Annotated in this window: 21 protein-coding genes and 3 pseudogenes; 13 read left to right on the top strand and 11 right to left on the bottom strand. The window is 71.4% G+C overall.

Features of this window, described 5'->3' with window-relative positions:
• The first annotated feature begins 240 nt into the window (after positions 1 to 240).
• The 5 genes and pseudogenes from ACIBH3_RS33145 to ACIBH3_RS33125 form a co-directional block, all read left to right on the top strand.
• Complete coding sequence (locus ACIBH3_RS33145; RefSeq protein WP_396315816.1) at positions 241 to 729, top strand: GNAT family N-acetyltransferase; 489 nt, start codon at positions 241 to 243, stop codon at positions 727 to 729.
• A 228-nt stretch (positions 730 to 957) separates the two neighbouring features.
• A complete protein-coding gene (locus tag ACIBH3_RS33140) occupies positions 958 to 2325 on the top strand; it encodes a hypothetical protein (protein ID WP_396315815.1) in 1368 nt (455 codons plus the stop codon).
• 440 nt (positions 2326 to 2765) lie between these two features.
• Entirely contained in the window at positions 2766 to 3194 is a 429-nt protein-coding gene (locus tag ACIBH3_RS33135) for a hypothetical protein (protein ID WP_396315814.1), read from the top strand.
• A 238-nt stretch (positions 3195 to 3432) separates the two neighbouring features.
• Positions 3433 to 3945: a helix-turn-helix domain-containing protein gene (locus tag ACIBH3_RS33130; RefSeq protein ID WP_396315813.1), complete on the top strand. Its 513-nt coding sequence runs from the start codon at positions 3433 to 3435 to the stop codon at positions 3943 to 3945.
• Positions 3946 to 3963: 18 nt separating this feature from the next.
• A pseudogene (locus ACIBH3_RS33125) lies at positions 3964 to 5019 on the top strand (MFS transporter); the annotation flags it as partial.
• A gap of 35 nt (positions 5020 to 5054) precedes the next feature.
• On the opposite strand, the gene ACIBH3_RS33120 reads toward ACIBH3_RS33125, so the two are convergent.
• From ACIBH3_RS33120 to ACIBH3_RS33095, 6 genes are all read right to left on the bottom strand, one after another.
• A complete protein-coding gene (locus tag ACIBH3_RS33120; RefSeq protein ID WP_396315812.1) occupies positions 5055 to 5501 on the bottom strand; it encodes an NTP pyrophosphohydrolase in 447 nt (148 codons plus the stop codon).
• Positions 5502 to 5558: 57 nt separating this feature from the next.
• Positions 5559 to 6395, bottom strand: a complete 837-nt coding sequence (locus ACIBH3_RS33115) for an SAM-dependent methyltransferase (RefSeq protein ID WP_396315811.1) — start codon at positions 6393 to 6395, stop codon at positions 5559 to 5561.
• A gap of 186 nt (positions 6396 to 6581) precedes the next feature.
• A complete protein-coding gene (locus ACIBH3_RS33110) occupies positions 6582 to 7601 on the bottom strand; it encodes an aldo/keto reductase (protein WP_396315810.1) in 1020 nt (339 codons plus the stop codon).
• 170 nt (positions 7602 to 7771) lie between these two features.
• On the bottom strand, positions 7772 to 8740 hold the full coding sequence (locus ACIBH3_RS33105) for a helix-turn-helix domain-containing protein (protein WP_396315809.1): 969 nt from the start codon (positions 8738 to 8740) through the stop codon (positions 7772 to 7774).
• 358 nt (positions 8741 to 9098) lie between these two features.
• Positions 9099 to 9263: a hypothetical protein gene (locus ACIBH3_RS33100; protein WP_396315808.1), complete on the bottom strand. Its 165-nt coding sequence runs from the start codon at positions 9261 to 9263 to the stop codon at positions 9099 to 9101.
• Between the two features lie 352 nt (positions 9264 to 9615).
• Entirely contained in the window at positions 9616 to 10152 is a 537-nt protein-coding gene (locus ACIBH3_RS33095) for an NUDIX domain-containing protein (protein WP_396315807.1), read from the bottom strand.
• A 212-nt stretch (positions 10153 to 10364) separates the two neighbouring features.
• On the opposite strand from ACIBH3_RS33095, the gene ACIBH3_RS33090 reads away from it, so the two are divergent.
• A complete protein-coding gene (locus tag ACIBH3_RS33090) occupies positions 10365 to 11162 on the top strand; it encodes a hypothetical protein (RefSeq protein WP_396315806.1) in 798 nt (265 codons plus the stop codon).
• Between the two features lie 121 nt (positions 11163 to 11283).
• Positions 11284 to 11769, top strand: coding sequence for a hypothetical protein (locus ACIBH3_RS33085; RefSeq protein ID WP_396315805.1), 486 nt, complete (start codon positions 11284 to 11286; stop codon positions 11767 to 11769).
• Between the two features lie 71 nt (positions 11770 to 11840).
• Here the strand turns inward: ACIBH3_RS33085 and ACIBH3_RS33080 are convergent, their stop codons facing one another.
• Positions 11841 to 12146 (bottom strand): hypothetical protein, encoded by a 306-nt coding sequence (locus ACIBH3_RS33080; RefSeq protein ID WP_396315804.1) that lies wholly within the window; start codon positions 12144 to 12146, stop codon positions 11841 to 11843.
• Between the two features lie 354 nt (positions 12147 to 12500).
• On the opposite strand from ACIBH3_RS33080, the gene ACIBH3_RS33075 reads away from it, so the two are divergent.
• A complete protein-coding gene (locus ACIBH3_RS33075; protein ID WP_396315803.1) occupies positions 12501 to 13703 on the top strand; it encodes a hypothetical protein in 1203 nt (400 codons plus the stop codon).
• Between the two features lie 34 nt (positions 13704 to 13737).
• Here ACIBH3_RS33075 and ACIBH3_RS33070 read toward each other — a convergent pair.
• Together ACIBH3_RS33070 and ACIBH3_RS33065 are read right to left on the bottom strand one after the other, a co-directional pair.
• Positions 13738 to 14145 (bottom strand): annotated as a pseudogene (locus ACIBH3_RS33070) (VWA-like domain-containing protein); the annotation flags it as partial.
• Positions 14133 to 14807, bottom strand: a pseudogene (locus tag ACIBH3_RS33065) (hypothetical protein); the annotation flags it as partial. The pseudogenes ACIBH3_RS33070 and ACIBH3_RS33065, both read right to left, overlap by 13 nt.
• Before the next feature lie 335 nt (positions 14808 to 15142).
• On the opposite strand from ACIBH3_RS33065, the gene ACIBH3_RS33060 reads away from it, so the two are divergent.
• The 3 genes from ACIBH3_RS33060 to ACIBH3_RS33050 all read left to right on the top strand — a co-directional run bounded on the left by ACIBH3_RS33060 (position 15143) and on the right by ACIBH3_RS33050 (position 18262).
• On the top strand, positions 15143 to 16150 hold the full coding sequence (locus ACIBH3_RS33060) for an NADP-dependent oxidoreductase (RefSeq protein WP_396315802.1): 1008 nt from the start codon (positions 15143 to 15145) through the stop codon (positions 16148 to 16150).
• A gap of 192 nt (positions 16151 to 16342) precedes the next feature.
• The gene (locus ACIBH3_RS33055) at positions 16343 to 17254 is read left to right on the top strand and encodes an NAD-dependent protein deacetylase (RefSeq protein ID WP_396315801.1); all 912 of its coding nucleotides are present in this window, start codon (positions 16343 to 16345) and stop codon (positions 17252 to 17254) included.
• 165 nt (positions 17255 to 17419) lie between these two features.
• Positions 17420 to 18262: a siderophore-interacting protein gene (locus tag ACIBH3_RS33050; protein ID WP_396315800.1), complete on the top strand. Its 843-nt coding sequence runs from the start codon at positions 17420 to 17422 to the stop codon at positions 18260 to 18262.
• A 138-nt stretch (positions 18263 to 18400) separates the two neighbouring features.
• On the opposite strand, the gene ACIBH3_RS33045 is transcribed toward ACIBH3_RS33050, so the two are convergent.
• Together ACIBH3_RS33045 and ACIBH3_RS33040 are read right to left on the bottom strand one after the other, a co-directional pair.
• Complete coding sequence (locus ACIBH3_RS33045; RefSeq protein ID WP_396315799.1) at positions 18401 to 18901, bottom strand: hypothetical protein; 501 nt, start codon at positions 18899 to 18901, stop codon at positions 18401 to 18403.
• A 1-nt stretch (position 18902) separates the two neighbouring features.
• Complete coding sequence (locus ACIBH3_RS33040) at positions 18903 to 20315, bottom strand: tyrosinase family protein (RefSeq protein ID WP_396315798.1); 1413 nt, start codon at positions 20313 to 20315, stop codon at positions 18903 to 18905.
• A 214-nt stretch (positions 20316 to 20529) separates the two neighbouring features.
• Here ACIBH3_RS33040 and ACIBH3_RS33035 point away from each other — a divergent pair, with 214 nt between their 5' ends.
• Both ACIBH3_RS33035 and ACIBH3_RS33030 read left to right on the top strand, forming a co-directional pair.
• Positions 20530 to 21582, top strand: coding sequence for a ferritin-like domain-containing protein (locus tag ACIBH3_RS33035; protein ID WP_396315797.1), 1053 nt, complete (start codon positions 20530 to 20532; stop codon positions 21580 to 21582).
• 258 nt (positions 21583 to 21840) lie between these two features.
• Positions 21841 to 22956, top strand: coding sequence for a PP2C family protein-serine/threonine phosphatase (locus ACIBH3_RS33030; protein WP_396315796.1), 1116 nt, complete (start codon positions 21841 to 21843; stop codon positions 22954 to 22956).
• The last annotated feature ends 114 nt before the right edge of the window (positions 22957 to 23070 follow it).

The raw sequence follows: 23070 nt of genomic DNA, 5'->3' as shown, positions 1-23070 counted from the left end.
GACGACGCGATCACCGTCGCCGACCTCACCGGAGTCGGAGCACTCGACGCGGCACTCGCCTCAGCCGTCCTCGACCGGCTCGTGCCGTGAACGCCGCCCGACGTGGCTTGCGGGGGCCGGTCAGTGAGCCCCTTGCGAGCCGCGGGCTTCGCGGCGCTGCTGCTTTGACCTCAGGCGCGGCGTGAGCCTGCCGGCGTGAACTCGGTGGCGGCCACGCGGCCGGACCGGCATCCTGGCCGGATGCTGATCAGGAAAGCCGACACCAGGCACTGGCCCGCCATCTGGCCGTTCTTCCACCAGATCGTCGCGGCGGGTGAGACTTTCACCTATCCGACCGACCTCAGCGAGGAGCAGGGTCGCGACTGGTGGCTCCTACCGGCCCCGAACCGCACGGTCGTCGCCGTCGACGACGACGGAACAGTGCTGGGTACGGCCAAGATGAACGCCAACCACATGGGCAACGGCTCGCACATCGCCAGTGCGAGCTACATGGTCGATCCGGCGCACTCGGGGCAGGGCGTGGGCCGGCTGCTGTGCGAGTACACCGTGGAGTGGGCGCGTGCGGCGGGATTCCGGGCGATGCAGTTCAACGCGGTCGTCGAGACGAACGTGCACGCGGTGAGGCTCTACCGGTCCCTCGGCTTCGAGGTGCTGGGCACCCTGCCGCAGGGCTTCCGGCACCCGACGAGCGGCTACGTCGGGCTGCACATCATGCACCGCGCCCTGTGAGTCCGCGAAGCAGGCCCGGGGCGGTGTGGCCGGGGCGGTGTGCGGCACGCTCCGCTCCGCCCCCGGCCCGCCAGGCGAATTGACGGCGCATCCGATCCGGTGCCGTCGTTCTCGGGAAGTCGGTGGCCAAACCTTGTGGAGGTGGGAGGGCATGTATGAAGATCGTGTCGATCCGCCGTGATCCACCTGGATCCGAGCTTCGGCGGCATGAACACAACGGGGGTACAGATGTCCACACAGGCCGCGCGACCGGACGACAACCGATCCGCTAACGCCGACGGGGCGGCGGTGCGCAGGCCCGGCCGCCGCGCCGTGCTCGCTGGTCTGACGGGGGCGGGCGCCCTCGCGGGCAGCGTGGCCCTCGGCGGCGGCAGCGCCGCGGCAGCGGTGGCGGGTACGGACGCCTACGTCGTCGACGTCGTCGCCAAGGGGGCCGACCCGACCGGCCGGACGCCAAGCGACGCCGCCTTCAGGGCGGCCGCCGCGGAGCTGCTCGGCTCCTTCCAGCCGGGGCCGATCTCCGGAGCGATACCCAAGAAGACCCTGCTGATCCCGCCCGGCAACTACCTCCTGACGCAGCCGGATTCGCTGCTGCCGGGCGAGGACGGCGTGGGTCACGGCGGCATCGTCGACGGCATCGCGATCACCGGCTACGGAAAGCGGCTGTCGCGCATCACGTACGCGCCCACGGCCAGGGACACCACGCTCTGGACGAACCGCCAGCGGTACAAGAACATCCGCATCAGCGGCCTGACCTTCGAGAGCAAGGACGCCACCGCCACCTTCAACTACGCGTACTCGTCCGACGCCGGCGGGGTGCAGGACACCTGGTACTCGGATGTCGAGTGGCGCGGCACCTGGAAGATCGGCATCGGCCTGGACGGTCCGGCCGGCACGTCCGACCTCAACAGCGAGATGGGATGGGACCACTGCCAGATCGGCGGCTCCTACACCGACGCGTTCCTGGTCATCGGCATGACGCCTGCGGAGTCCCAGCAGGACCAGTTCCTGAACTACTGGTTCCGTGACTGCAAGGTCGAGTTCAAGTCCGGCTCGTTCGTGCGGAACGAGCGCGGCGGATCCATGAACTTCATCGGCGGCTCGTACATCCTTACCGACGCGGCCTCGACGGGTACGTTCTTCCAGCTGGGAGCGGCGGCGAGCGGCCGCGCCGACTCGACCATGCGCCTGTACGCGCAGGGGATCCGCTTCGAACTGCGCGGCGTGGGCCACAAGGTGATCGACTCGGCCTGGTACAAGGGCTCGATCACCTTCGTGTCCTGCGACGACACCGCGCTCTCCTTCCAGTCCTGGGCGTCGGGCGCCGTCCCCCACGTGTACCGCTTCGACGCCGTCAACCCGTCCCGCGGGCCGATGGTGCGCTACCAGGACTGCGCGCTCATGGGCTCCCACCAGGTGACGGCCGGCACGGCGACGACGGCCGGCAAGCTGCTCTACGACGGCTGCCGCTTCAGCAGTGTGACGGCAGGGACCGGTGCCACCGGCTTCCTCCGCTGGCCGGGCACCGCGCCTTGGTACGAGTTCCGTGACTGCCTCGCCCAGAGCGCCAGGCTGGCCGACGCCAAGGTCTCCTGACAGCCGGAACCCGCTCTCGACCACCCCGGGTGCGCCCCTCGCCTCGCGAGCGGGCGCACCCGTCTGTCTGCTGCCGTCGCGGCCGTTACGGCTCTGATTGCATGAAGTGTGGAGAAGTCCTGCACGCTGCGCACACCGCCGCCCGTCGCCCGGCCCTAACGTCAGGGGTGTTGGAGACAACGTCTCGGCGCGAGCGCCGTCCCGGGAAGCGTGGCCTGTGGGCCGTCGGCGACATCCGCCGTTCCCGCAGCCATCACGGGCCCGGGATCAGGAGGCAGCCCGAAGTTCGGGCCTTGCCCTCACGCGCCGTTCGTTCGGTTGAAGTCCACCGAGTGGCCTGAGACGTGGTCGGAAGCTGAGAGGGAGTTGTTGTGAATCGTGCTGTTCGCTGTTTCCTGGCCGTCTGTTCTGTGCTGGGTCTGGGCCTGGTGAGTGGCGGGGTGGCTGAGGCCGCGCCGGCCGCCACCAAGATCTGCTACCGCTCGCATCTTGCCGGGACGGGTTGGCAGGGCTGGAAGTGCGACGGGCAGTTCTCGGGAACCGCGGGCGAGAACCGGGCGATCGAGGCCGTCGAGATACAGATCTGGGGGAAGGGCACCTGGTCCGCCTCGGCCCATGTGCGGAACGAGAGCTGGCAGATTCCGCAGTACGCGGGTGACGGCGAGCTGATCAGGGTCGGAACCACGGGCAAGGCGCTTCCCATGGAGATGCTGAGTGTCGGTGTCGGGCAGTTCGGGGGGACTTTGGAGGGGTACGCCCACGTGCAGAACCTGGGCTGGATGGACCCCGTCCGTGGTTACGGCATCGAGATCGGCACCCAGGGCCAGGCCCTGCAGCTGGAGGCCTTCACCCTCAAGATCCTGAACTGACTCAGGCGGCCCGACCACCCGCCCACCCGGGCCGGCGGCCGGGCTGAGCATCGCGATGTTGCAGAGGGTTCTCTGCAGAGAACCCTCTGCAGAGAACCCTCTGCAACATACGCTTGGGCATGTCCGAGGAACCCGAATCCGCGCACGCACCCGAACGCGCACCCGCGCACGCACAAGAGCCCGCCCCACCCGGCGTATCGATGCGCGCAGCCTGCGGGGGCTGGCTCATCCCCTGCGGATGAGCATCTTCGAGCTGCTGAGTCTGGACGGGCCGGCCACCGCCACCAAACTCGCCGAACGCCTCGGCGAGAACACCGGAACCATCAGCCGGCACCTGCGCCACCTCGCCCAGCACGGGTTCATCGAGGAGGAGACCGACCGAGGCACGAAGCGCGAGCGCTGGTGGCGGCGGGTCGGTGTCGCGAACGAGCTGAACATTCACGACTTCCGCGACGACCCCGACACCCGGGGCGCGCTCTCGCTCTACCTGCGCGAACTGGTGCAGCACTACTTCAGCAGGGTGACGAACTACCTCGGCGAGGACTGGGACGACAGGTGGCGCAGCGCAGGCACCGTCTCGGACTGGCGTGACCTGCGGCTGACGCCGGATCAGCTCGCGGCGCTCAACGCGGAGCTGATGGCCGTCATCGCCCGCCACACCCCCGCCCCGGACGCTGAGCCCGGTCCGGATGCGCTCCCCGTCGTCGTTCAGCTCCAGTCCTTCCCCCGCAAGGAGCGTGGCACCGCATGAGCGGGGGAGCGGGAACACGCGGCGGCCTCCCTGCTGCTCTTCGCAGCCGTCCCGGTCGCCGCCTGGTCCGGCTGGCTGAGCATCGGCCTGCTGCTGGCCGTCGCGCTGTTGACGGGCACGGCGACGGTGTTCTTCCAGACCGCCTACAGTGCCTACCTCCCCGGTGTTCTGGCCCCCGAGGACCAGCTCGAAGGCAACGCCAAGCTGCACGGCAGCGCGTCCGCCGCGCAGATCGCGGGGCTCGGCTCCGGCGGCCTGATCGCGCAGGCGGCAGGGGCCGTGAACGGGATGTTCGCCAACGCCGCGACCTTCCTTGTCTCCCTCCTCTGCCTGGCGGGCATCCGGCACCGCGAGCCGCGCGTCAGTAGGCCCGAAGCCCGCCCCGGGGCTCTGGTGGGTGAAGTCCGCGAAGGCCTGCGCCTGATCGCCGACGACCCGTGGCTGCGCACCCTGACGCTCTTCGGGGCCGCCTCCAACCTGGCCCTGATGGGGTACCAGTCGATCCAGGTGGTCTTCCTGGTCCGGAGCGTCGGGCTGGCCCCCGGGGTGGTCGGCGTGCTCATCGCGGCCGCCGGCACCGGAGGCGTCGTCGGGGCGTTCGTCGCACGCCGGGTCGCCGGCCGGATCGGCACGGCCCGCGCGACCCTGCTGTTCGAACTGGGTCTGCCGCTGCCCGCCCTGCTCATCCCGCTGACCGTCGGCGGGGCCGGGATCCTGCTCTACGTGACCGGTGGGTTCTGCGTGTGCGCGGGCGTCGTGGGCGGCAACGTCATCAAGGCGAGCTTCCAGCAGCGCTACTGCCCGCCGGACCTCCTCGGACGCCTCACCGCGAGCACGGCCTTCCTCAGCTACGGCACGATCCCGCTCGGCGCACTGCTCGGCGGCCTGCTCGGCACCACCCTCGGCCTCCGGACAGCAACGGCGATCACGACGGCGGGGGTCCCGCTCGCAGCCCTGATCCTGTTCTTCTCCCCGATCCGGCGGTGCCGTGACCTGCCGACGTCCCGCCGGCCGGCGATCGGCTCCGGACTTCGGCCGGAGCCCGACGGTGCGCCGGCCACTCCGCGTCAGTGACCAGGACGTCCGACCGGACCTGCCAGCGGCCCCGGCTACGCCCGCCGGACGGAGCGCGGGCCGGTGACCTCGGCACCCAGCGCCTGGACCCGGTCCCGCAGGTCACGGTCGGCCGTGACGACCAGACAGTGCCGTTGCGGGTGGGCTGCCTTGGCCGCCGCGACCAGATCCACGACCAGGTCGTCGCCGCTGCCCGGCGCGGCAGCGACCCGGACCTGCGGCAGCCCGTCCACGCCGCGGGCCGCGCCCTCCACGACCAGCACCACGTCCAAGGGGCCGGTGCGCGCCCACCCCGGCGCCCCGCCGTCCTCCGCCTGCGCGAGCCCGTGCTCGGCGACCGCGGCCAGCGCGTCGCGCAGCCGCCCGGCGGCCGCGCGACGATCACGCCACCAGCCGTCGGGCACCGAGCCCACGACATTGGCACCGTCCACGACCAGCAGCGGTTCGGATGCCGCGACCTCGTCCGTGCCGCTCTCTCCCATGGGCGCAAGCCTGCCACGAAGCGTCAGACCCACAGCCGGCCGGGGCGGCCCGGCTCGTCAGTGGCCGTGGAAGATGCCCCACTTGAGATGTCCGTTGCGGCAGGCGGCCGCCACCCGGGGCAGGCTCGTTCCCAGCCGGTCCAGGTACGCGGGGCTGACGGCGGCCACGAGGCCTGGCGCCGGGTGACGGACCTGGTCGATGAGGTGTTCGTAGTGGGTGAGCAGGTGATCGCTGAGGTCCTCGAAGTCCACGTGGGTCAGGTGCAGCGCCCGGAGCTGTTCGCTGTAGAAGCCGGGCGTCGCGAGTGCGGTGATGCGCAGGCGCTCCGTCAGCGGGCGCAGGAGGTCGTCGGGCGTGTCGTCAGCGGCCAGGAGGTCGGTGAAGACCAGGTGGCCGCCGGGCTTGAGGACCCGGATCGCCTCCCGCAGGGCGGTGGGGCGGTCGCCGCTGTGGCAGAGCGCGTCCTGGGACCAGACGACGTCGAACGTCCCGTCGGGTGCGGGAACGTCGTGAAAGGAACCGGTCACCACCTCGATGAGGTCGTCGAGGCCGCGCTCGGAGTTGAGTTCGCGATGCCGACGGTTCTGCACCTCGCTGATGTTGAGGGCCATGACGTGACAGCCGTACTGTTCGGCCAGCCGGCGGGCCGCGCCTCCGTAGCCGGCACCCATGTCCAGCATCGTGCTACCGGGGCCGAGCGCGTCGGCCACCTTCGCCGCCAGCCGCTCGACCGTCCGCCGGGACGCCAGGTCGACCGTTTCGCGCGCATCGGCGTACACCCCCATGTGGATGTCCTCTCCGCCCCAGGCGTGCGCGTAGAACCCGTCGACATCATCCGTGTTGTAGTAGTTACGCGCCGTCTCGGCGGCCAGATCCGCGTTGTCCTCAGCCATGGCGCGATCCTCGGCCGATCCCGCCCGACGCAAACGCCGGTTTCCGGACAGTTGCCCGCTCACCCGCTGCGCATGGCCAGTATGAGCCGAGTCGCTCCGGAGCCGCTCGGTTCAGCCGGAGCACCGGCCCGAGTGGCTACCGCCTGCCGTCCGGTTCCAGGCGTCCGGGGCTTCGGTCGTGGGGGTTCACGCCCAGGGCAGTGCGGCGCGGGTGCGCCAGTAGGCCTCGGGGGGCTCGGCGAGCGGGGTGAGCGCGGCCAGGTCGGTGGGGGCGAGGTCGAGCCCGGGGGCGGTGAGGTTGGAGGCCAACTGCGCGGGGGTGGCCGCGCCGGAGAGCACGATGTCCGCCCAGGGCTGGGCGGCGGCCGCAGCCAGGGCGAGCGCGTCGCAGGACGGGCCGACGCCAGTGCCGGTACCGGCTGCCATGCGGGTGGCGAGTGCGCGCAGCGCGGCAGTGTCGGGGCCGGTGGCGTTGCGGTCGGCGAGACGGCCGTTGGCCATGCCCTCCTTCACCACCACCAGCCAACCCGCCGCGTGCGCCTCGGCCAGCGCCGGCCCGGCGGACGGCTCCAGCAGGTTCCAGGTGGCCTGGACGGCGCTGAACAGCGGCCGGCCCTCCGTCGTCACCTCCAGCGCCGCCCGGACGGTCTCGGCCTGTGCCGGGCCGCTGGTGGACAGGCCGACCCTGACGCCCTCGGCGGCCAGCTCCCCCAGCCGCGCGTGCAGCACGGGGTCGGTCAGCGCCGCGCTGTCCGGGGTGACCGAATGCACCAGGTACACCTGGGGACTGCGGCCCAGCAGCGCCCTGGTCTCCTTGATCTGACGGTCGAACACCGCCGCCGAGTGCTCCTTGACCTCGTGCACGGGCACTCCGGAGGCCCGCCAGTCGGCGGTGTAGGTGTAGCCCCACTTGCTGCCCACCACCACGTCGGCCGCGGACTCCGGCCGGGCTGCGAGCCACTCTCCGACGAACTCCTCGGCGCGGCCGTACGACCGGGCCGTGTCGAAGTACCGCACCCCCGCCGCGTGGGCGGCGTCGAGCAGGGTGTGGGTGCGCTCCCGCATGGCCTCCACGGTGCGCTCCGCCGGCAGGTCGAGGTCGCGCCCGAGCGTGATGTAGCCGGGCCGTCCGACCGCGGCGGTGCCCAGGCCGAACCGTGCGAGCGAACGCCCGGCAGTGGGTCCGGTGGCGGGTGCGGTCGGCATGGCGAGGGTCCCTTCGACGGTGCTGACGGGCGGCGGCCGCAGTGCGCCACCTGCACCGCACCCTATCCGCCTCGGCGGGTGCAGCGGATCTTCGCGCCCCGCCCCCGCTGCGCTGCGCGGCACTGCGAGGGACGGGCGGGACGGGCGGGACCTCTCGACGACTCCTCCAGTCAGAGCGGGAGGGCGGTCGCGCGGTGTTCGGTGGGAGTGATGCCGTAGGCGTCGCGGAAGGCGCGGCTGAACGCGGTGGCGTTGGAGAAGCCCCAGCGGGCCGCGATCGTCTGGACGGACTGGTTGCGCAGCTCTCGGCGTGCGAGGTCGGTGTGGCAGCGTTCGAGCCGTCTTCGGCGGATGGACGCGGCGACGCTGGTGGGTTGGTCGCGGAAGAGGTCGTAGAGGGCGCGCAGGGAGATGTTGTGCCAGTCGGCGATGGTTCGGGGCGTCAGGTCCGGGTCGCCGAGGTTGTGCTCGATGAAGGCGGTGACCCGTTGCAGCATGACTTGGGCGCGGGCCTCGGCCGGCGCCTCCTCCAGGGCCCCGAGGTGCTGGGCCAGGCACGCGGTGGCCAGGTCAACGGCCACATGCCCCAGGTGACTCAGTTCTGCGGGCTTGCAGCGCGGGCCGTGGTCGAGCAGCGTGCCGAGGAAGCCGGCGAGGATCGCCGCTGTTCCCGTGCTCGCGGGGATGCGCTGCGAGAGGAGGCGGTCCACTCTGTCCGAGCGCAGCCGCAGGGCGGATCGAGGGATCTGCAGCATGACCGTTTGCGCCTGCCCGTCATCGCACCGGGTGATGTTCTCCATCGGGCGTGAGGTGTCCGTCAGCACCAGACCTTCCGTGACCAGCGACTCCTGGCCGAGCTGTGAGGTGTGGAAGGTACCCCGCGTCACCAGCGCCAGCTGGTACTGCTCGGGATCGCCCCGCCGGACGTGCGCCGCAGTGCGCCGTCCCCGTACCGATGAGAAGGCGAACGTCGACACCTGCACAGGTCCGAGCTCCAGGTTGGTGACCTCGGCACAGAAGTCGGCGGTGTGCTCCGTGCTGAGCGTGATAGGCATCAGGTCACCCGAGAGCACCTCACGGAACCACTCAAACCGGTCCGCCGGCGCCACGACACCGGCCGACGCACTCGACCACCCCACGAAACCCCCACCTGCTCCAGCACACGACAATGGACCGGACTTCCCACCCGTGGCGGCGAACACCCCTCGGAGGAAGACCGGTCATGAACATCAACATGATCGACCAGCCGCCGCGCGCAGCCGATGGCGGGGTGGGGGAGGCGCACACACCTGCGGACGGACCCCGCCCTCGTCGGCCTGGGTCCGAGGCGGATCCGGCGCCCGGCCGCCGGCCTCACCGCCCGCCGGCCGTGGTGGTCCAGGGCCCGCTGCCGCTTGAACCGCGCTCAGGTGGCCGTGCAGGGTGGGTACATGTGATGGAAGCGCCCTCGGTCGAGCGCACCACGCAGCTGGGCGGCCTGGGCGTGGTACCCGAGCGTCAGATGCTGAAGGGCTGGGGGCGGGAGCGGACCGACGGGGCGGCGGCGGACTTCGTCTCCGTGCCGTTGCCGCCGCAGGCGGTCAGGGCCAGGGCGAGCGCGGCGCTGCCAGCCGCGCTCAGGACGGTGGTGCTCCGGCTGGTGCGGCTACGGAACGTACGCATGGCAATCCCCGCTTGTGTGTGGTGTGGTGACGTGTGGTCCGGTGGGTCTGGGCAAGAGCCTGGGCCGGAAGCCGTCCCGATCGCCAGCCGCAGCCGCAGCCGCAGCCGCAGCCGCTGAGACGGGAAGCCGGAACGTTCCATGCCGTCTGACCTGCGGAAAGAGCTGATCCCGGAACGGTGGAACGGGACGGGAGGGCGCGACGTCCCGCGGCTGCGAGCGGCCGCCGGCTCCGGCCTCGGGCCCGGGCGGCCGCGTTCGAGAAGGCGTGATCTCCCGCGGATCTGACCCGTGGTGGTGCGGACGACAGGTCGTCAGGTCGTCGCCCGGTAGGCAGGTAGCCAGGACCTCCGGTCAGCTGTCTGCGGTCGGGGCGTGCAGGTCGTCGGGGGCGAGGTAGACCGCGCGGCCGGTGCGGCGGGACTCCATCGCGGCGTACAGGATCCGGGCCCGGCGTTCGTCGGCGACGGCGGCCCACTCCTCGACGTTCCGGAGCGCGTAGCCGGTGTGCTCGGTCGGGTCCAGGACGATCCGGCCGATCTCCTCGTCGGTGATGACCCCACCGTCGAAGACCGCGCCGACCTTCCACGGCCATGGCGGCCTGGGAGCGGTGAAGGACAGCACCAGCAACCGCGGTACCGCCCGACGGGCGTCGGCGGGGAGAAAGCCGAGCTCCTCGACGGTCTCCCGGCGGGCACAACCGAGGAGATCCTCGCCCGGATCGAGCAGGCCGCCCGGGAAGTTGAGTACGGACGCGTCGAGCACGGAGCGCAGTGCCAGTACCCGCCCGTCTGCGTCGGTGAACAGGAACGACGCGTACGCGATGCCGTGGGGCAAGGTCGGTACGAACTCCTCCGGGGGCAGCCAGCCGGGCGGCAGGGCGGATGCCATCAGGCACGCTCCCAGTGCACGCCGGCCGGGACCACCTGGGCACGATGGCCGTCCGTCCGGGAGTGGGACCGGCCGAGGGTGCGCCCGAGAACCGTCGTCGTCATGGTCGGCACAACGCTCCGGACGGCAGCCAGGTCACCGACGTGCCCGCACCTGGGCTAACTCGAACACGGAAACTGTCTGTGTCAGAGGCTTGTGCCACACTGCGGCACATGTCTCTCGCCGATCTCACGCTCGACCAGTGGCGGTCACTCGACCTGCCTGCCGCCCGCCGCATCGCCGAGCAGGCGGCGGGCCAGGTCGGGGGCCGCGTGACCCTCGTCGGGGCCACCGAACACCTCGGCGGCCCGCTGCTCCGGGTCCGCGTCGAACGCGAGGGGCAGGACTTCGCACTGATACCCGGTGGCACGGTGACCCTGGGGTTCGACCTCGGCGCCTGGCAGCCGACGCCCGCGCAGGTCGCCGACTACGCGGACAGCTTGGACGAGGGCTTCGGCTACGGGCCCGACCTGCGGGCCCATCTCGCCGAGCTGCTCAGCCCAAGCCGGACCGTCACCCTGGCCACGGTGCTCATGGCGGTCGAGGACGAGAACCTGACGGAGCTGCCGGGCGACATGCCGGCCGTGCTCGCGGCCCGCGGGCTTCGGCTGCCGAGCGCCGACGAGTGGGAGTACGCCTGCGGCGCCGGGGCTCCCACCCTGTTCCGGTGGGGCAACGAGTGCCCGCTCGACCGCACGCCCTACGAGGACGGCGCCGGACCGCAGCACCAACTGAGCGCTCTCGGATTGCGGATCGCCTACGACGTCTACCGCACGGAGCTGAGCAGCGACGTCACCGCGGTCCACGGTGGTGACGGCGGGGAGTCGGTCTGCGGCGGCTACGGCAACCTGCTGGCGTGGCTGCCCCTGGCCACCGCCAATCGCAACCCGTTCATGGCCGAGTTCGTGTACGGCCCGGACGGAGCGGGCCTCTGTGAGGACTTCTCCGCCCGGCCCGTCCTGTCACTCTGAGCATCCCGCCCCTGGCACGGGCGGCGGCCGCGATGGCCGCGGGAAGGTGCCGGCGTCCCCGTCGGGGGCGCGGGGTGGGGCGTCGGGCGTGCTGCCGAGGCCCGTGGTTCGTTGGTAGGGCATGGCGGACGAGACGGGTGGCGGCGCGGAGCAGGCGCCGATGGTGTGGGCGCTGTCGGTGCGCGAGGTCGCGTCCGGCCCGCCGTACGCGGAGGCGATTGTCGAGGTCGGCCCCGAGCTGCACAGCTGGCTGGTGGAGGGCACGATGAGCAGCGGTTTCACGCTGGCCGCCGGAGAGCCTCCGGCCACCACCGCGGTGGTGGAGGTGCGCGGTCACCGTCTGACGCGGCTGGTGCTGGTGGGTGGCCGCGAGGTGTGGGAGCCGGCCTCGCTGGTCGAAGTGTCGCCCACCTGGCTGTCGGCGGCCGAAGGCCGGGCCGGCGTGGTGGTGATCGTGGTGCCGCCGGGGACGTGGCCGCCAGGCCTGATGGATCTCCCGCCGCACACGCGGATCGACGTGTTCACGCGGAGCCTTGAGGACGCCCGGACAGCCGGCCTGGTGCTGCACGGCATGGCCGACATCGACACCGACATCGACACCGCCTGACGCCTCCGGTCGCCCGGGAAGCCTTCTCCAGGGTGTGCAGGACAGCCCGGAACCCGGCTCGGGTTCCGGGCTCAGGCCCGTCCGGGCCGGAAGGTCCGCCAAGGCCCCGGCCAGTGCCATTTCGACCGGTGAGGGGCACGCAGCCCAGTCCATCGCCGCTCCGTGCCCGGGGCCGGGCGCTCCTTCGGTGCTTCCGCGCTCCGGGCGGCGGGCGGCGCGGTGAAGAAGGCGAAGGCCGCGGGGGCCGCCTCGGTGACCTCGGTGAGGTCCTCGTCCGGGTCGCGGGGCCGGGCGTAGCAGGCCCAGGAGCAGCAGCCGTACGGGTTGCCATCGGTGGGGCGGCCACAGCCGTCACAGGTCATCGTCGGCTCGGCCACCGCGCACCTCCGTTCCGGTCTCTCATCTCCACGGTAGACGGTGTCCCGTCCGATCGGAGACCGGCCGCGTCTCGGCGCGCTTCAGGTGCTCCCTGATCCGGGGCGGGGAGTCAGGGCGTGGATTCGCCCGTACGTACCGATCGCGGCGGGGGACGCTCGGTGCCGGCGGCGACCGTGCGCATCGTGTCGGCGGGGAGTCCGCGTACCGGTCGCAAGCAGCACGGCACATGGACGAGGGTGGAGGTATGGAGGCCCGACCGGTCCTGCCGGCTTCTGTGGCTGCCCCATGACGTTGCAGCGTCGCTCGTGACCCGCCATCGCGACCCGAACAAGTAGCCCGAGGGAGTCGGCACCATGGACGCCGAGAACCGGCCCGCAGTCACCGCACACGATGAAGGCGACACCACGGGCGTGGAATCCGCCGGCGCCGCCCACCTGCCATCCGGGGATCCGGTGGCCGCCGCACGCTCCCGCGAGCAGGGTGCCGCCCGGCCGGCGCCCGCCACCGGCGGCCAGGGCGGGTGGCGGAGCAATGGCGAGCGCCCCCTCGTCTACGCGGTCGGGACGATCGGAACGGACTTCCCGACCGAGGCCCGCCAGGACGGCTTCCGCCAGGCGATGGACCCCGTGCCGGCCCTCCCCACCGCGGACGGGATGCAGAGCGGGGCACTGGCGGACCCCTGCGACCCGGAGCAGCTGTACGACTTCCTCGTGCGCAACCCGTGGGCGTCCGACAAGCTGACCTGGACACTCAGCATGGACAGCACCCCGGTCTACGCGCTGGAGGCCGAGAGCGCAGCCGGCATGGACTGGAGCACGCGGATCTTCGACCCCGGACTGGGCCCGGACCAGCTGGAGCAGCTCGTGGGCCGGCCCGACGAACTGGTGCAGGTGCTCCTCAGACTCGCCGCGCCTCCGGTGTCGACGGTCCACCGGACCTTCCGCGACGCGATCGTCGGCCAGGCCCGGCCGGACAACGACCCCGGGTTCATCTCCCGGGTCGCGGTGCCCGGCCGGCTGACCGACCGCACGGCCCGGCTGTTCTCCGGCCAGGTCGTTCCGGTCGTCGAGGTGACGAGCCGGGGCCTCCACACCTGGAGTGAGGCCGACCTGATCAGCTCCGTACTCCGGGAAGTGCGGGCCGACACCGACCGGCGCGGGCTCCGGTCGTTCGACGAGGCGCTGCTGCGCGAGACCGTCCGCGCATTTCTCGACAAGGTCTACCACCAGTTCCGCAACCTCGGCCAGAGCGCAGCACACCGGGCCCTGAACTACGCGGGAGCCAACCCGTTCCTGTCGGCCGGCCAGATCAGCCAGGGCCTGCTCTCCGCCGAACACGTCCCCGGCGCTGACGACCTGCTCTACGCGCTGGACGCGATCCGTGTCTCCCGAAGCCCGCACTGCCGGCCGGGCTCGGACTGCCAGGACGTCACCGTCGAGTTCGTCGCCCCGGGCGATGGGCGGCGCTCCAGGGTCACCTATCTGACCACCGTCGACGTGAGCGACGACCTGCCGGTCTCCCTGGCACCGGTCCACCGCGTCATCGGCGACAGGTGAGGCGCTCGACGCGCCCGGCGCCGGGGTCCCCCGGTCAAGCCGAACCGATGTCAACCACGCGGGCCCATACGGGTGGTGAGTCGGGCGCGTAGTCGGGATCGTCCTCGTCCCATGACCGGGATCGCCGCGGCCGAGGGAACAGACCCACCACCGTCCGGCACGGTGGTCGCGTGGTCGGCCACGGCGTCTGACCGTCGGTCAGGACCACGATGACGTCCGGTCGGGGCTGGGCGCGCAGGGCCCTGGCGAAGCCCGTGCGCAGGTCGGTGCCGCCGCCGCCCAGCAGGGGGATGCCCTCGGCACTGCACAGCGGGTGCACGACCCGGGCGGCGGCGTCGCACGGCAGCACGCTGACCAGGTCACGGCGGCCGCCCACGGCGCGGGAGATCGCGGCGACCTCCAGGAGCGCGCTGCCCAGTTCGGTGTCGCTGACCGACCCAGAATCCCCGCCTCAGCAGCCCACCGGTCAACGGCGCAGCCGTGCCCCTGCGGCAGCAGCACCGCCAGATCCGGGTTGATCACGGGAGGGTCGTCGCCGGGCGGCCGCTCGGCCCCGGAGCGAATCCGCAGTTCATCGGTCCTACGGGCGTCCCACAGGTGGCGGTGCAGGTCGAGGCGGAACCGCCGGCTGGGCCGGGGATGGGGGTACGTCGGACGGAATACGTCGGCCTCGCTCCGGGACTCGTCCCACAGCGCGAGGCTGATCCGCTGACCGGCATCCGCCCAGGCCGGTGGAGTCCGGGCCACCAGGTGCACCGGGCGCGCGCCGCCCCGCCCCGCGGCGTCGTACCGGGCCAGGGTGATGGTCAGGCCCGGGCGCAGCAGGCCGTCAGGGGCAACCCTGGGCATGTGCCAGCGCAACAGGTCGGGAGCCAGGTGCCGCAGGTCGGCCCGGACCTGGGCGGCGAGTTCCTGGCCATGGGCACGCGCCACGGAACGCAGGTTGAAATCGACGTCGATTCCTGCGGCGGCGCATGCCCCGGCCCAGTCACCGGCGCAACGGCGGTCGGTCGCAGTCTCGATCATGGACGGTGGTACGGCGTACTCACGTACGCGCAGCCACAAGGAAAGGCGGGAGTCCCCATCGGCGATCTGAGTGAGCATCAGCACTCACCTTGCGCGGACGGAGCCCCCAATCTGCCAGCAGAGTGAGTCGTCATCGCGGGGAGCATATCGCCGCTCACCCCGATCGGCGAGGCATTTCCGGCCGGGGTGCCCCCACTCCCGCCTGGTCGCCACATGCGCCCGCCTGGTCGCCGCATGTGCTCGACGGTGCGGAACCCGGGGGCCTCTGGTCAGATGACTAAGCGCTTGCTTAGACTCTCCAGGAGCCAGCCGGCCACCCCTTCGAACGTCATCACCTGGCGGCCGGAGGGTCGGGTCCAGGCCGATCGGGCGGTCCGAGCGCCGGTCGGCACACGCCAGCCACAGGAGACGTCATGCCGGGAACGAACCGCCAGATCCGCCTTGCCCGCCGTCCGGTGGGCAACGTCCAACCGGAGGACTGGGAGCACGTGACGGAGGCGGTCGTGCCGCCCGGCGAAGGCATGTTCGCGGGCCGGACCCGACTCATCTCGCTGGACCCGGCGATGCGCGGGTGGCTCGACGACCGCCCCTCGTACCTGCCGCCCGTGGGCATCGGCGAGGTCATGCGCGCCGGTTCGGTCATCGAGGTCACCGCGTCGGACCACCCCGGCTTCCGGCCCGGCGACCACGTGGTCGGCAGCTTCGGCGTCCAGGAGCACGTCGTCTCCGACGGCCGCGGCGCACTGAGGATCGACCCGTCGCTCGCCCCGCTCGCCACCCACCTCGGTGCGCTGGGCATGTCCGGCATGACGGCCTACTTCGGGCTGCTGGACGTCGGAGCCGTCAAGGAGGGCGAGACGGTCGTGATCTCCGGAGCGGCCGGCGCCGTCGGCACCATCGCGGGCCAGATCGCCAAGGCCAAGGGGTGTCGTGTCATCGGCATCGCCGGAAGCGCCGAGAAGTGCGCTCTGTTGACCGGCGAACTCGGCTTCGACGCGGCGATCGACTACCGCACCGAGGACGTCAGGAAGGCGCTGCGCACCCATGCGCCCGACGGCATCGACGTCTACTTCGACAACGTCGGCGGCGAGATCCTCGACGCCGCGCTGACCCGGCTCGCGATGCACGCCCGCGTGGTGGTCTGCGGCGCCATCAGCCAGTACAACAACGAGACGCCCGTGCAGGGGCCCTCGAACTACCTGTCCCTGCTGGTGCGCCGCGCGCGGATGGAGGGGTTCGTGGTCTTCGACTACGCGCCGCGCTTCGCGGAGGCCGCCCGCGAGATCGCCGGCTTGATCGCGACCGGCCGCATCAAGCTCAAGGAGCACGTGGTCAAGGGGACGGTGGACGACTTCCCCGAGACCCTTCAGCTCCTCTTCCGCGGCGAGAACACCGGAAAGCTGATCCTCGATCTGACCTGACGGCCCCTTGCCCGAAATCGTCCTTCGGACTCCGCTCCGGGCCGTGGCAGGGGGAGGCGCAGCCGCGGTACGACCGGTCGCGGGCCGGGCACCGCACGGCCACGGCCACGGCGGAGGCGGCCATGGCGAGACCGGTAGGCCCCCCGGACAGCGGCGCCGCCGTTCGGATCCGTGCCGATCTATGCTGCTTGCATGCATGCAGATCCGATGCCCGACGACGGGCCGGAGCGCCGACCGGCGTCGCGGGGCGCCGGCCTGGAGGAGGTCGGGCGCCTGCTTTCCGGGCGGGGGGTCGCCGTGCTGAGTGGCGCCGGTCTCTCCACCGAGTCGGGCATCCCCGACTACCGGGGTGCCACCGGCAGCCTGCGCCGCCACACGCCCATGACGTACCAGGAGTTCACGGCGAGCGAGGAAGGCCGCCGAAGGTACTGGGCACGCAGTCACGTCGGCTGGCGGGCGATCGCTAGGGCCGAGCCCAATGCCGGCCACCGGGCCGTCGAGGCCCTGCGGCGCTCCGGCCACGTCTCGGCCGTGATCACCCAGAACGTGGACGGGCTGCACCGCGCCGCCGGCACGCTCGGCGCCGTGGAGCTGCACGGCGGCCTCGACCGGGTGGTCTGTCTGGGCTGCCGGCGTACGAGCAGCCGCGCGGACCTCGACCAGCGGCTGCGCGCCCTGAACGGGTCCTTCCGGGACGAGGTCACGGGTGTACGGCTGAACCCGGACGGGGACGTCCGACTCCCGGACGCGCTGGTGGAGGCCTTCCGCGTCGCACCGTGCGAGGGATGCGGGGGGATCCTCAAACCCGACGTGGTCTTCTTCGGCGAGAGCGTCCCCAAGCCCCGGGTCCAGCAGTGTTACGGCCTGGTCGACGCCGCGCGAACACTCCTCGTCCTCGGCTCGTCCCTGACGGTCATGTCGGGCCTGCGCTTCGTCCGCCACGCCGACCGCACCGGCAGACCGGTCGCGATCGTCAACCAGGGCGAGACGCGCGGGGACCCCTACGCGGCGGCCAAGGTCTCGCTCCCGCTCGGCGCCGTACTCACCACCCTCGCCGAGCAGCTCGCGCCGGCGCCCGCGCCCGCGCGCTTGCCGTCGCCCTGACGCGGGCGCGCACGGCCGCCGGGTGCCCTGGAACTCGCCGCTCCGCCGGCCCGTCGTGCACTGGAGCCGCAATCGGGCTGGTGGCGGTCCCACCGGCATTCAATTCGGCAGGCCCGGGAGGTGTTAGCTTGGGTCGGCATAAGCATGTCAATTCAAGGGGGCTCAATGGCAGATCAGCCGGCACGAAGGACACCACAGGTACGTGAGGCGCGGGTGCTGCGCGTCGAGCGGATCACGCCGCACATGGTGCGACTCGTTCTCGGGGGTGAGGGGCTGGACGCGTTCGAGGGGTCGGCTTTCACCGATCAGTACTTCAAGCTGCTGTTCGCGGCGGAGGGCGTGAGCTATCCGGAGCCGTTCGATCTGGCGCGGATCCGGGAGGAGTTCCCGCGTGAGCAGTGGCCGGTGTCCCGGACGTACACGGTGCGGGCCTGGGATCCGGAACTGCGCGAGCTGACCGTCGACTTCGTGGTGCACGGCGACGAGGGCGTGGCGGGACCCTGGGCGGCCACGGCGCAGCCCGGGGAGAGGGTGCGCTTCACCGGCACCGGCGGCGGCTACACCCCGGACCCGGCCGCCGACTGGCATCTGCTGGTGGGGGACGAGAGCGCGCTGCCCGCGATCGCCGCGGCAATGGAGCACATGCCGGCGGGTGCCGTGGTGCACGCCTTCGTCGAGGTCCCGGGCCCGGGGGAGGAACAGAAGATCGTCACGCCCGACGGCGTCGGCATCGGCTGGCTGCATCGTGGCGACCGCCCCGTGGGTGAGGCGCTCATCGAGGCGGTGGGCGCGCTGGAGTTCCCGTCCGGTGAGGTGTCGGCCTTCGTGCACGGTGAGGCGGGCTTCGTGAAGGAGCTGCGGCGCCACCTGCGCCTGGACCGTGGCGTGCCGCGCGAGCAGCTGTCGATCTCGGGCTACTGGCGGCTCGGCCACAGCGACGAGGCATGGCGGGCGGGCAAGCGCGAGTGGAACGCCCGGGTGGAGGCGGAGCAGGAACAGACCGCCTGACGCATCGTCGGACGCGGCCCCGGGAACCCGCCGAGCGGGACGGAGCCGTGGGGGACGGGGCGGAATGGGGCGGGGCGGAGTAGGACGGGCGTGGGTGCCCGGGCGGGGGTACCCACGCCCAGGGCCCGGGCGACGCCGTCAGTGCAGTTGCTGGGTGCCGGCGCTGCTGTGGACGAAGACGGACCGGGTGTCGGTGGAGAGGTAGCTCTCCTTCAGGGTGAAGGCCTGGGGCGTGCCGCCCACGGGGGTGTCCGGGGCCTCGAAGTACAGGACGTACGTCTTCGAGGTGTCCGTCTCGCTCTCCAGCTGCAACCAGCCCTCCACGCCGGCGGCCGGAAAGGTGCCGGTCGCGGTGATGGTGGTCCTGGTGCTGCCCTGCTGGAAGGCGAAGGTGGCGGTGCCGAGGTCCAGGCGCTTGCGGGCGCCGTCCTTCCAGCGCTGGAAGAGCGTGACCCACTCCTCCGGCCACGGTCCGCCGGTCTCGCTGGGCGGCATGTCGCTCTGCAGTCGTGCCAGGATGCCGTCGGCGTTCGCGACGACGTCGTCGTAGTCCCACAGGTCGACTGCGAATCCCATGTGGGCCTTGTCGGTGGCGCGGAACATCGGCCGGATATGGAGCTCGAACACGGGCGTGCGCATGCTAGCCGTACACCTCCATCAGGATGTTCTTCAGTGTGATCTCCCCGATCAGCTCGGGTGGTTGTTGAGGCTCGCCCAGCGGTGTGGGGGAGGGCAGGTACTGGAGCGTCAGCAGGTGCTCCTCGGCTTCGGCCGTGGCGGCGAGCACGGCCGTCACGTCGAAGCGCGCGGTGACCACGGTCGGATGGTCATGCGTGTCCGTCCCGGGCCCGGGGTGGCCGCTGCCGTTGCCGTGATGGTGCTCGTCACCGTGGCCGGCGTCGTGGCCCTGGCCCTGGCCCTGGCCCTGGCCGTGCCCGGGGTGGCCGTTGCCGTGTCCGTCGTGTCCGGTGCCCTCGCTGTGCGGGTGGGCCTGCCACATCGCCAGGTACCCGATGTCGAAGCGCTTCGCGAACTCCTCGTCGTCGCGCTGGAACCGGACGTCGACGGGATGGAAGAAGGCCCGCAGCAGATAGCTTCCCGTCAGGGGGATCTTCACCTCCTCCAGGCGCAGGCCCACGCGCCTTCCCTGTGCCGCGTACGAGGCGGCCGCCGCGATGCCGAACTGCACCTGCGCCTTCTCGCGCAGCTCCGTCACGACGTCGGCGCCGGACACCGGGATGAGCGGGATCGTCTCCAGGAGCGGAGGCGGGAGGGGGAGCGGGGTGGGCGGGGCGAGTACGTCGAACGCGGCGTTGAGCTGATCGGTGTACTCGTACCGGTAGTCCAGTGCCAGCGTCTGCGCGAAGTCCGCCACCTTGTGCTTGGGCTGCGTCAGGAAGCCGCGCAGCTTGCTCTGCGGAGAGGTCGGGGCTGGCATCGCGTGCCGCCGCTGCCATTCCGCCCAGAGCAGGTCGATGAAGCAGTGGAAGCTGAAGTAGATCGGGTCCGTCGCGGCCGTGGTCGGGTGCGTCATCAGGCCGCCGATGAAGTTGGGATGCATGTAGTCGTGCGGTCCCCGCTCCAGCCGGCCCTTGTTCCCGATCGGTGAGCCCTTCACGTAGCCGCCGAACTCGGCCTGGTTGCTCTCGTGGAGCACGATGTCGAGGGTGTTCGCCGGCAGCGGCGTCGACGGGTCTTCGTTGCGGCCCGAGTCCAGCCCGGGCTGCGAGAACGCGGCGGGGAACTTGCCCGTCGCCTGTGGGTGGAGCCAGTCCCAGTAGGGGATGGTGACGTTCGCCGTTCTCGGTGGGTCCGCCGCCTGGAGCAGCCTCTCGAAGTAGTACAGGTGAGCGCGGTGCCACGGTAGGAACAGGTCGCTGCCGTGCTCGCACGGGCCGACGGAGCCGTCGTTGTGCAGCGCTGCCTGGAAGTCGTACCCGGTCACGTCGTCCGGATCGGCGGCCGAGCGGGCGCGCAGGACGTCGATCGCGTGGATGTAGTCGCTCAGCTCGCTCGGGCTCAGGGAGTTGATGTCCCGTCGACTTCTCACCATGGCTCCACCTCCGGTTCGGCTCTCCCTATACGTACCAGCGGGAGCGCCGTGGCGCGCGTCACATATGTGGCGTGTCCGTGCGGTGAGCTGTGCCGGGGGCCGGCTGCCCGCGATCGGGTGAACCGTCGGCGAGCTTCGGGTGCCCGTCGCCTGGCCCGCCTGCTGCGTGGATACGGTTTTCATTCTGTCTGCGTACAGATGAGAGAGGTGTGGCATGACCCAGGTCCTCGACTATCAGAGCAAGGCCATCGTCGAGCTGATGGGAGTCCTCCCCGCGGACCGCGATGCGGAGTGGCTGAAGAACTCCCTGCAGCAGGCGATCATGGTGGAGATCGCGACCATCGGTCCGTACGCGAGCGCCCTCTGGTCGATCAAGGAGCCGGGCGAGGCGGTCGCCAGGGACATCCGAGAGATCATCTTCGACGAGATGACCCATATGGGACTCGTGTGCAACATGCTCACCACCATCGGAGGGACGCCGGTCCTCGCCGATCCCAAGGTGGTGCCGAAGTACGAGCACGCGCTGCCGGGCGGCGTGCGGCCCGACCTCATCGTCTTCCTCGAAGGTCTGAGCAAGGACTCGGTCGAGATGTTCTCCGAGATCGAACGCCCGGAGCATCCGATCGCCCGGTTCGACACCACCGCCACCATCGGGGCCTTCTACACCGCGATCGAGGAGGCGTTCGAGACGCAGCAGCATCTGATCAGCGGCGACCGGCAGATCGAGTTCTCCCTCGTGGGCCACGGCCAGGGCAACGAGATCGTTCCGCTCGACACCATCGAGCGGGTCCGAGCCGCCATCGAGATCATCAAGGAGCAGGGCGAGGGCACCTCCGCCTCACCCGAGAACCCCTTTCCCGGCAAGCCCGGAGAGCTGGCGCACTTCTACGTGTTCCGGGAGATGTTCCGCGGCAAGAAGCTGATCAAGGTGTCGGAGAACCCGGTCGTCTGGGATTTCAAGGGCGACGACGTTCCCTTGCCCCCGGCCTTCCCCATGGGGAGGGTGCCCGAGGGCGGGTGGGCCAACGGCGGGGCGAATGCGCCCACGCCGGAGGTCCAGCGGGTGCTCGACGCGTTCAACCTGCATTTCAGCGACATGCTGCGGGCGCTGCAGGCAGCCTGGAGGACGGGTGACCCGGACTCGCTGTTCACCGCTATCGGCCATATGCGCGGGATGCGCACGGAGGCGCGGAAGCTCGTGCAACTCGAGCTTCCCGACGGCAGTGGGAGGACCTACGGGCCGGAGTTCCTCTACGTCGGGGAGTGAGAAGCCGCCGTTGCCTGCCTGCCTGCCTGCCCGCCCGCCTGCCCTGCCTGTCTATCTGCCGGCTTGCCGCCCGCCGCCGTACACGCTCGCTCCGACGGGCGGCCGCGCGAGTGATCACATGATGGCGAGTGACGGCGTGAGGAGTGGTACTCCGCCGCTTCCAGGGGTCAGGCTGTAGGCATGCGGTCGCTCCTGCGCTCGGCTCCTCGATCAGGAGCGGGCAGTCACCACCGGTTCCTGTACACACTCGCACGGTGTGTGCCGTTCGCGATCGCACTGCTCGTGGTGGCGCTTGAGCTCTCACCCGCGCACTTCCTGTACACCGGTCCTCTCCTGACCGCGACGCCGGCGCTGGCGGCGGTCACCATGGGCCCCCGGGGCACGGTGGCGGCAGCGGTGGTCGCACTGGCCGTCAGCGTGACCACCGCCACCTACAACCAGGCGTGGGGCAGCCAGCAGGTCTACACCAACTTCCTGGCCATAGCCCTGGTGTCCGCAGCCAGTATCACGACCAGTAGCGTCATGCATACGCGCAGGCAGAGCGAACTCGACCAGGTCCGCCGGATCGCCGTGGCGGCACAGAAGGTCCTGCTGCGGCCGGTACCCGCCCGGCTGGGCCCGCTCCGGACCGCCAGCATGTACCTCGCGGCAGAGGCCGGGGCCCAGATCGGCGGTGATCTGTACGAGGCGGTACAGACCCGGTACGGGGTCCGGATGATCATAGGAGACGTCCGGGGCAAGGGGCTGCCTGCCGTGCGTTCGGCCGCGGCCGTGCTGGGCGCCTTCCGGGAGGCCGTGCACTACGAGGACGACCTGGTGGGAGTCCTGGAGCACTGCGCTGCCGCGCTGCGACGCGAGCGCGCCATGCCACGGGGGATCGACCAGGACGACGACGTCGAGCAGGCGGAGTCGTTCGTCACGGTGCTCGTGGCCCAGGTGCCCGACGGGCCGGTGGTCGAGCTGGTCAACCGCGGCCATCCGCCACCCCAGGTACTGCGCCGCGGCAAGGCGCAGGCCCTGATGCCCACCTCGCCACTGCCGCCGCTCGGCCTGGAGGACCTGTTCACCGGTCCCGCCGGCAAGGTGGAGAGCTATCCCTTCCTGCCCGGCGATCGTCTGCTCCTGCACACCGACGGCGTGATCGAGGCCCGCAATCGCGACAGCGACTTCTTCGCGCTGCCCGAGGCGATGGAGGGGCTGCCCGCCCGCACCCCGCAGGAGTTCCTGGAAGGACTGCACCGGGGCTTGCTCCGTCACACCCATGGCTGCCTGGAGGACGATGTGGCGATGATCCTCGTGGACCGGCTCGACGGGCTCGGCGGGCTCGATGACGACGGAGCCGCCGACATCACCGGGCCCGCCAGCGGCCCGTAGGGCCGCGTGCCGCCGCTGGGGAGGCAGCGGATGACCGCCAGTCCGCCGGCCTGGCCTGTCGGCGCGACCAGGCCGGACGTGTGCGGCTTGCGGGCGGCGGCGCCCCCGGTGTGG

This window comes from Kitasatospora sp. NPDC050543, assembly GCF_044457565.1.
Taxonomy (GTDB): Bacteria; Actinomycetota; Actinomycetes; order Streptomycetales; family Streptomycetaceae; genus Kitasatospora.
The sequence above is the reverse complement of the archived record's forward strand: the minus strand, read 5'-3'. Positions and strand labels throughout refer to the sequence as shown.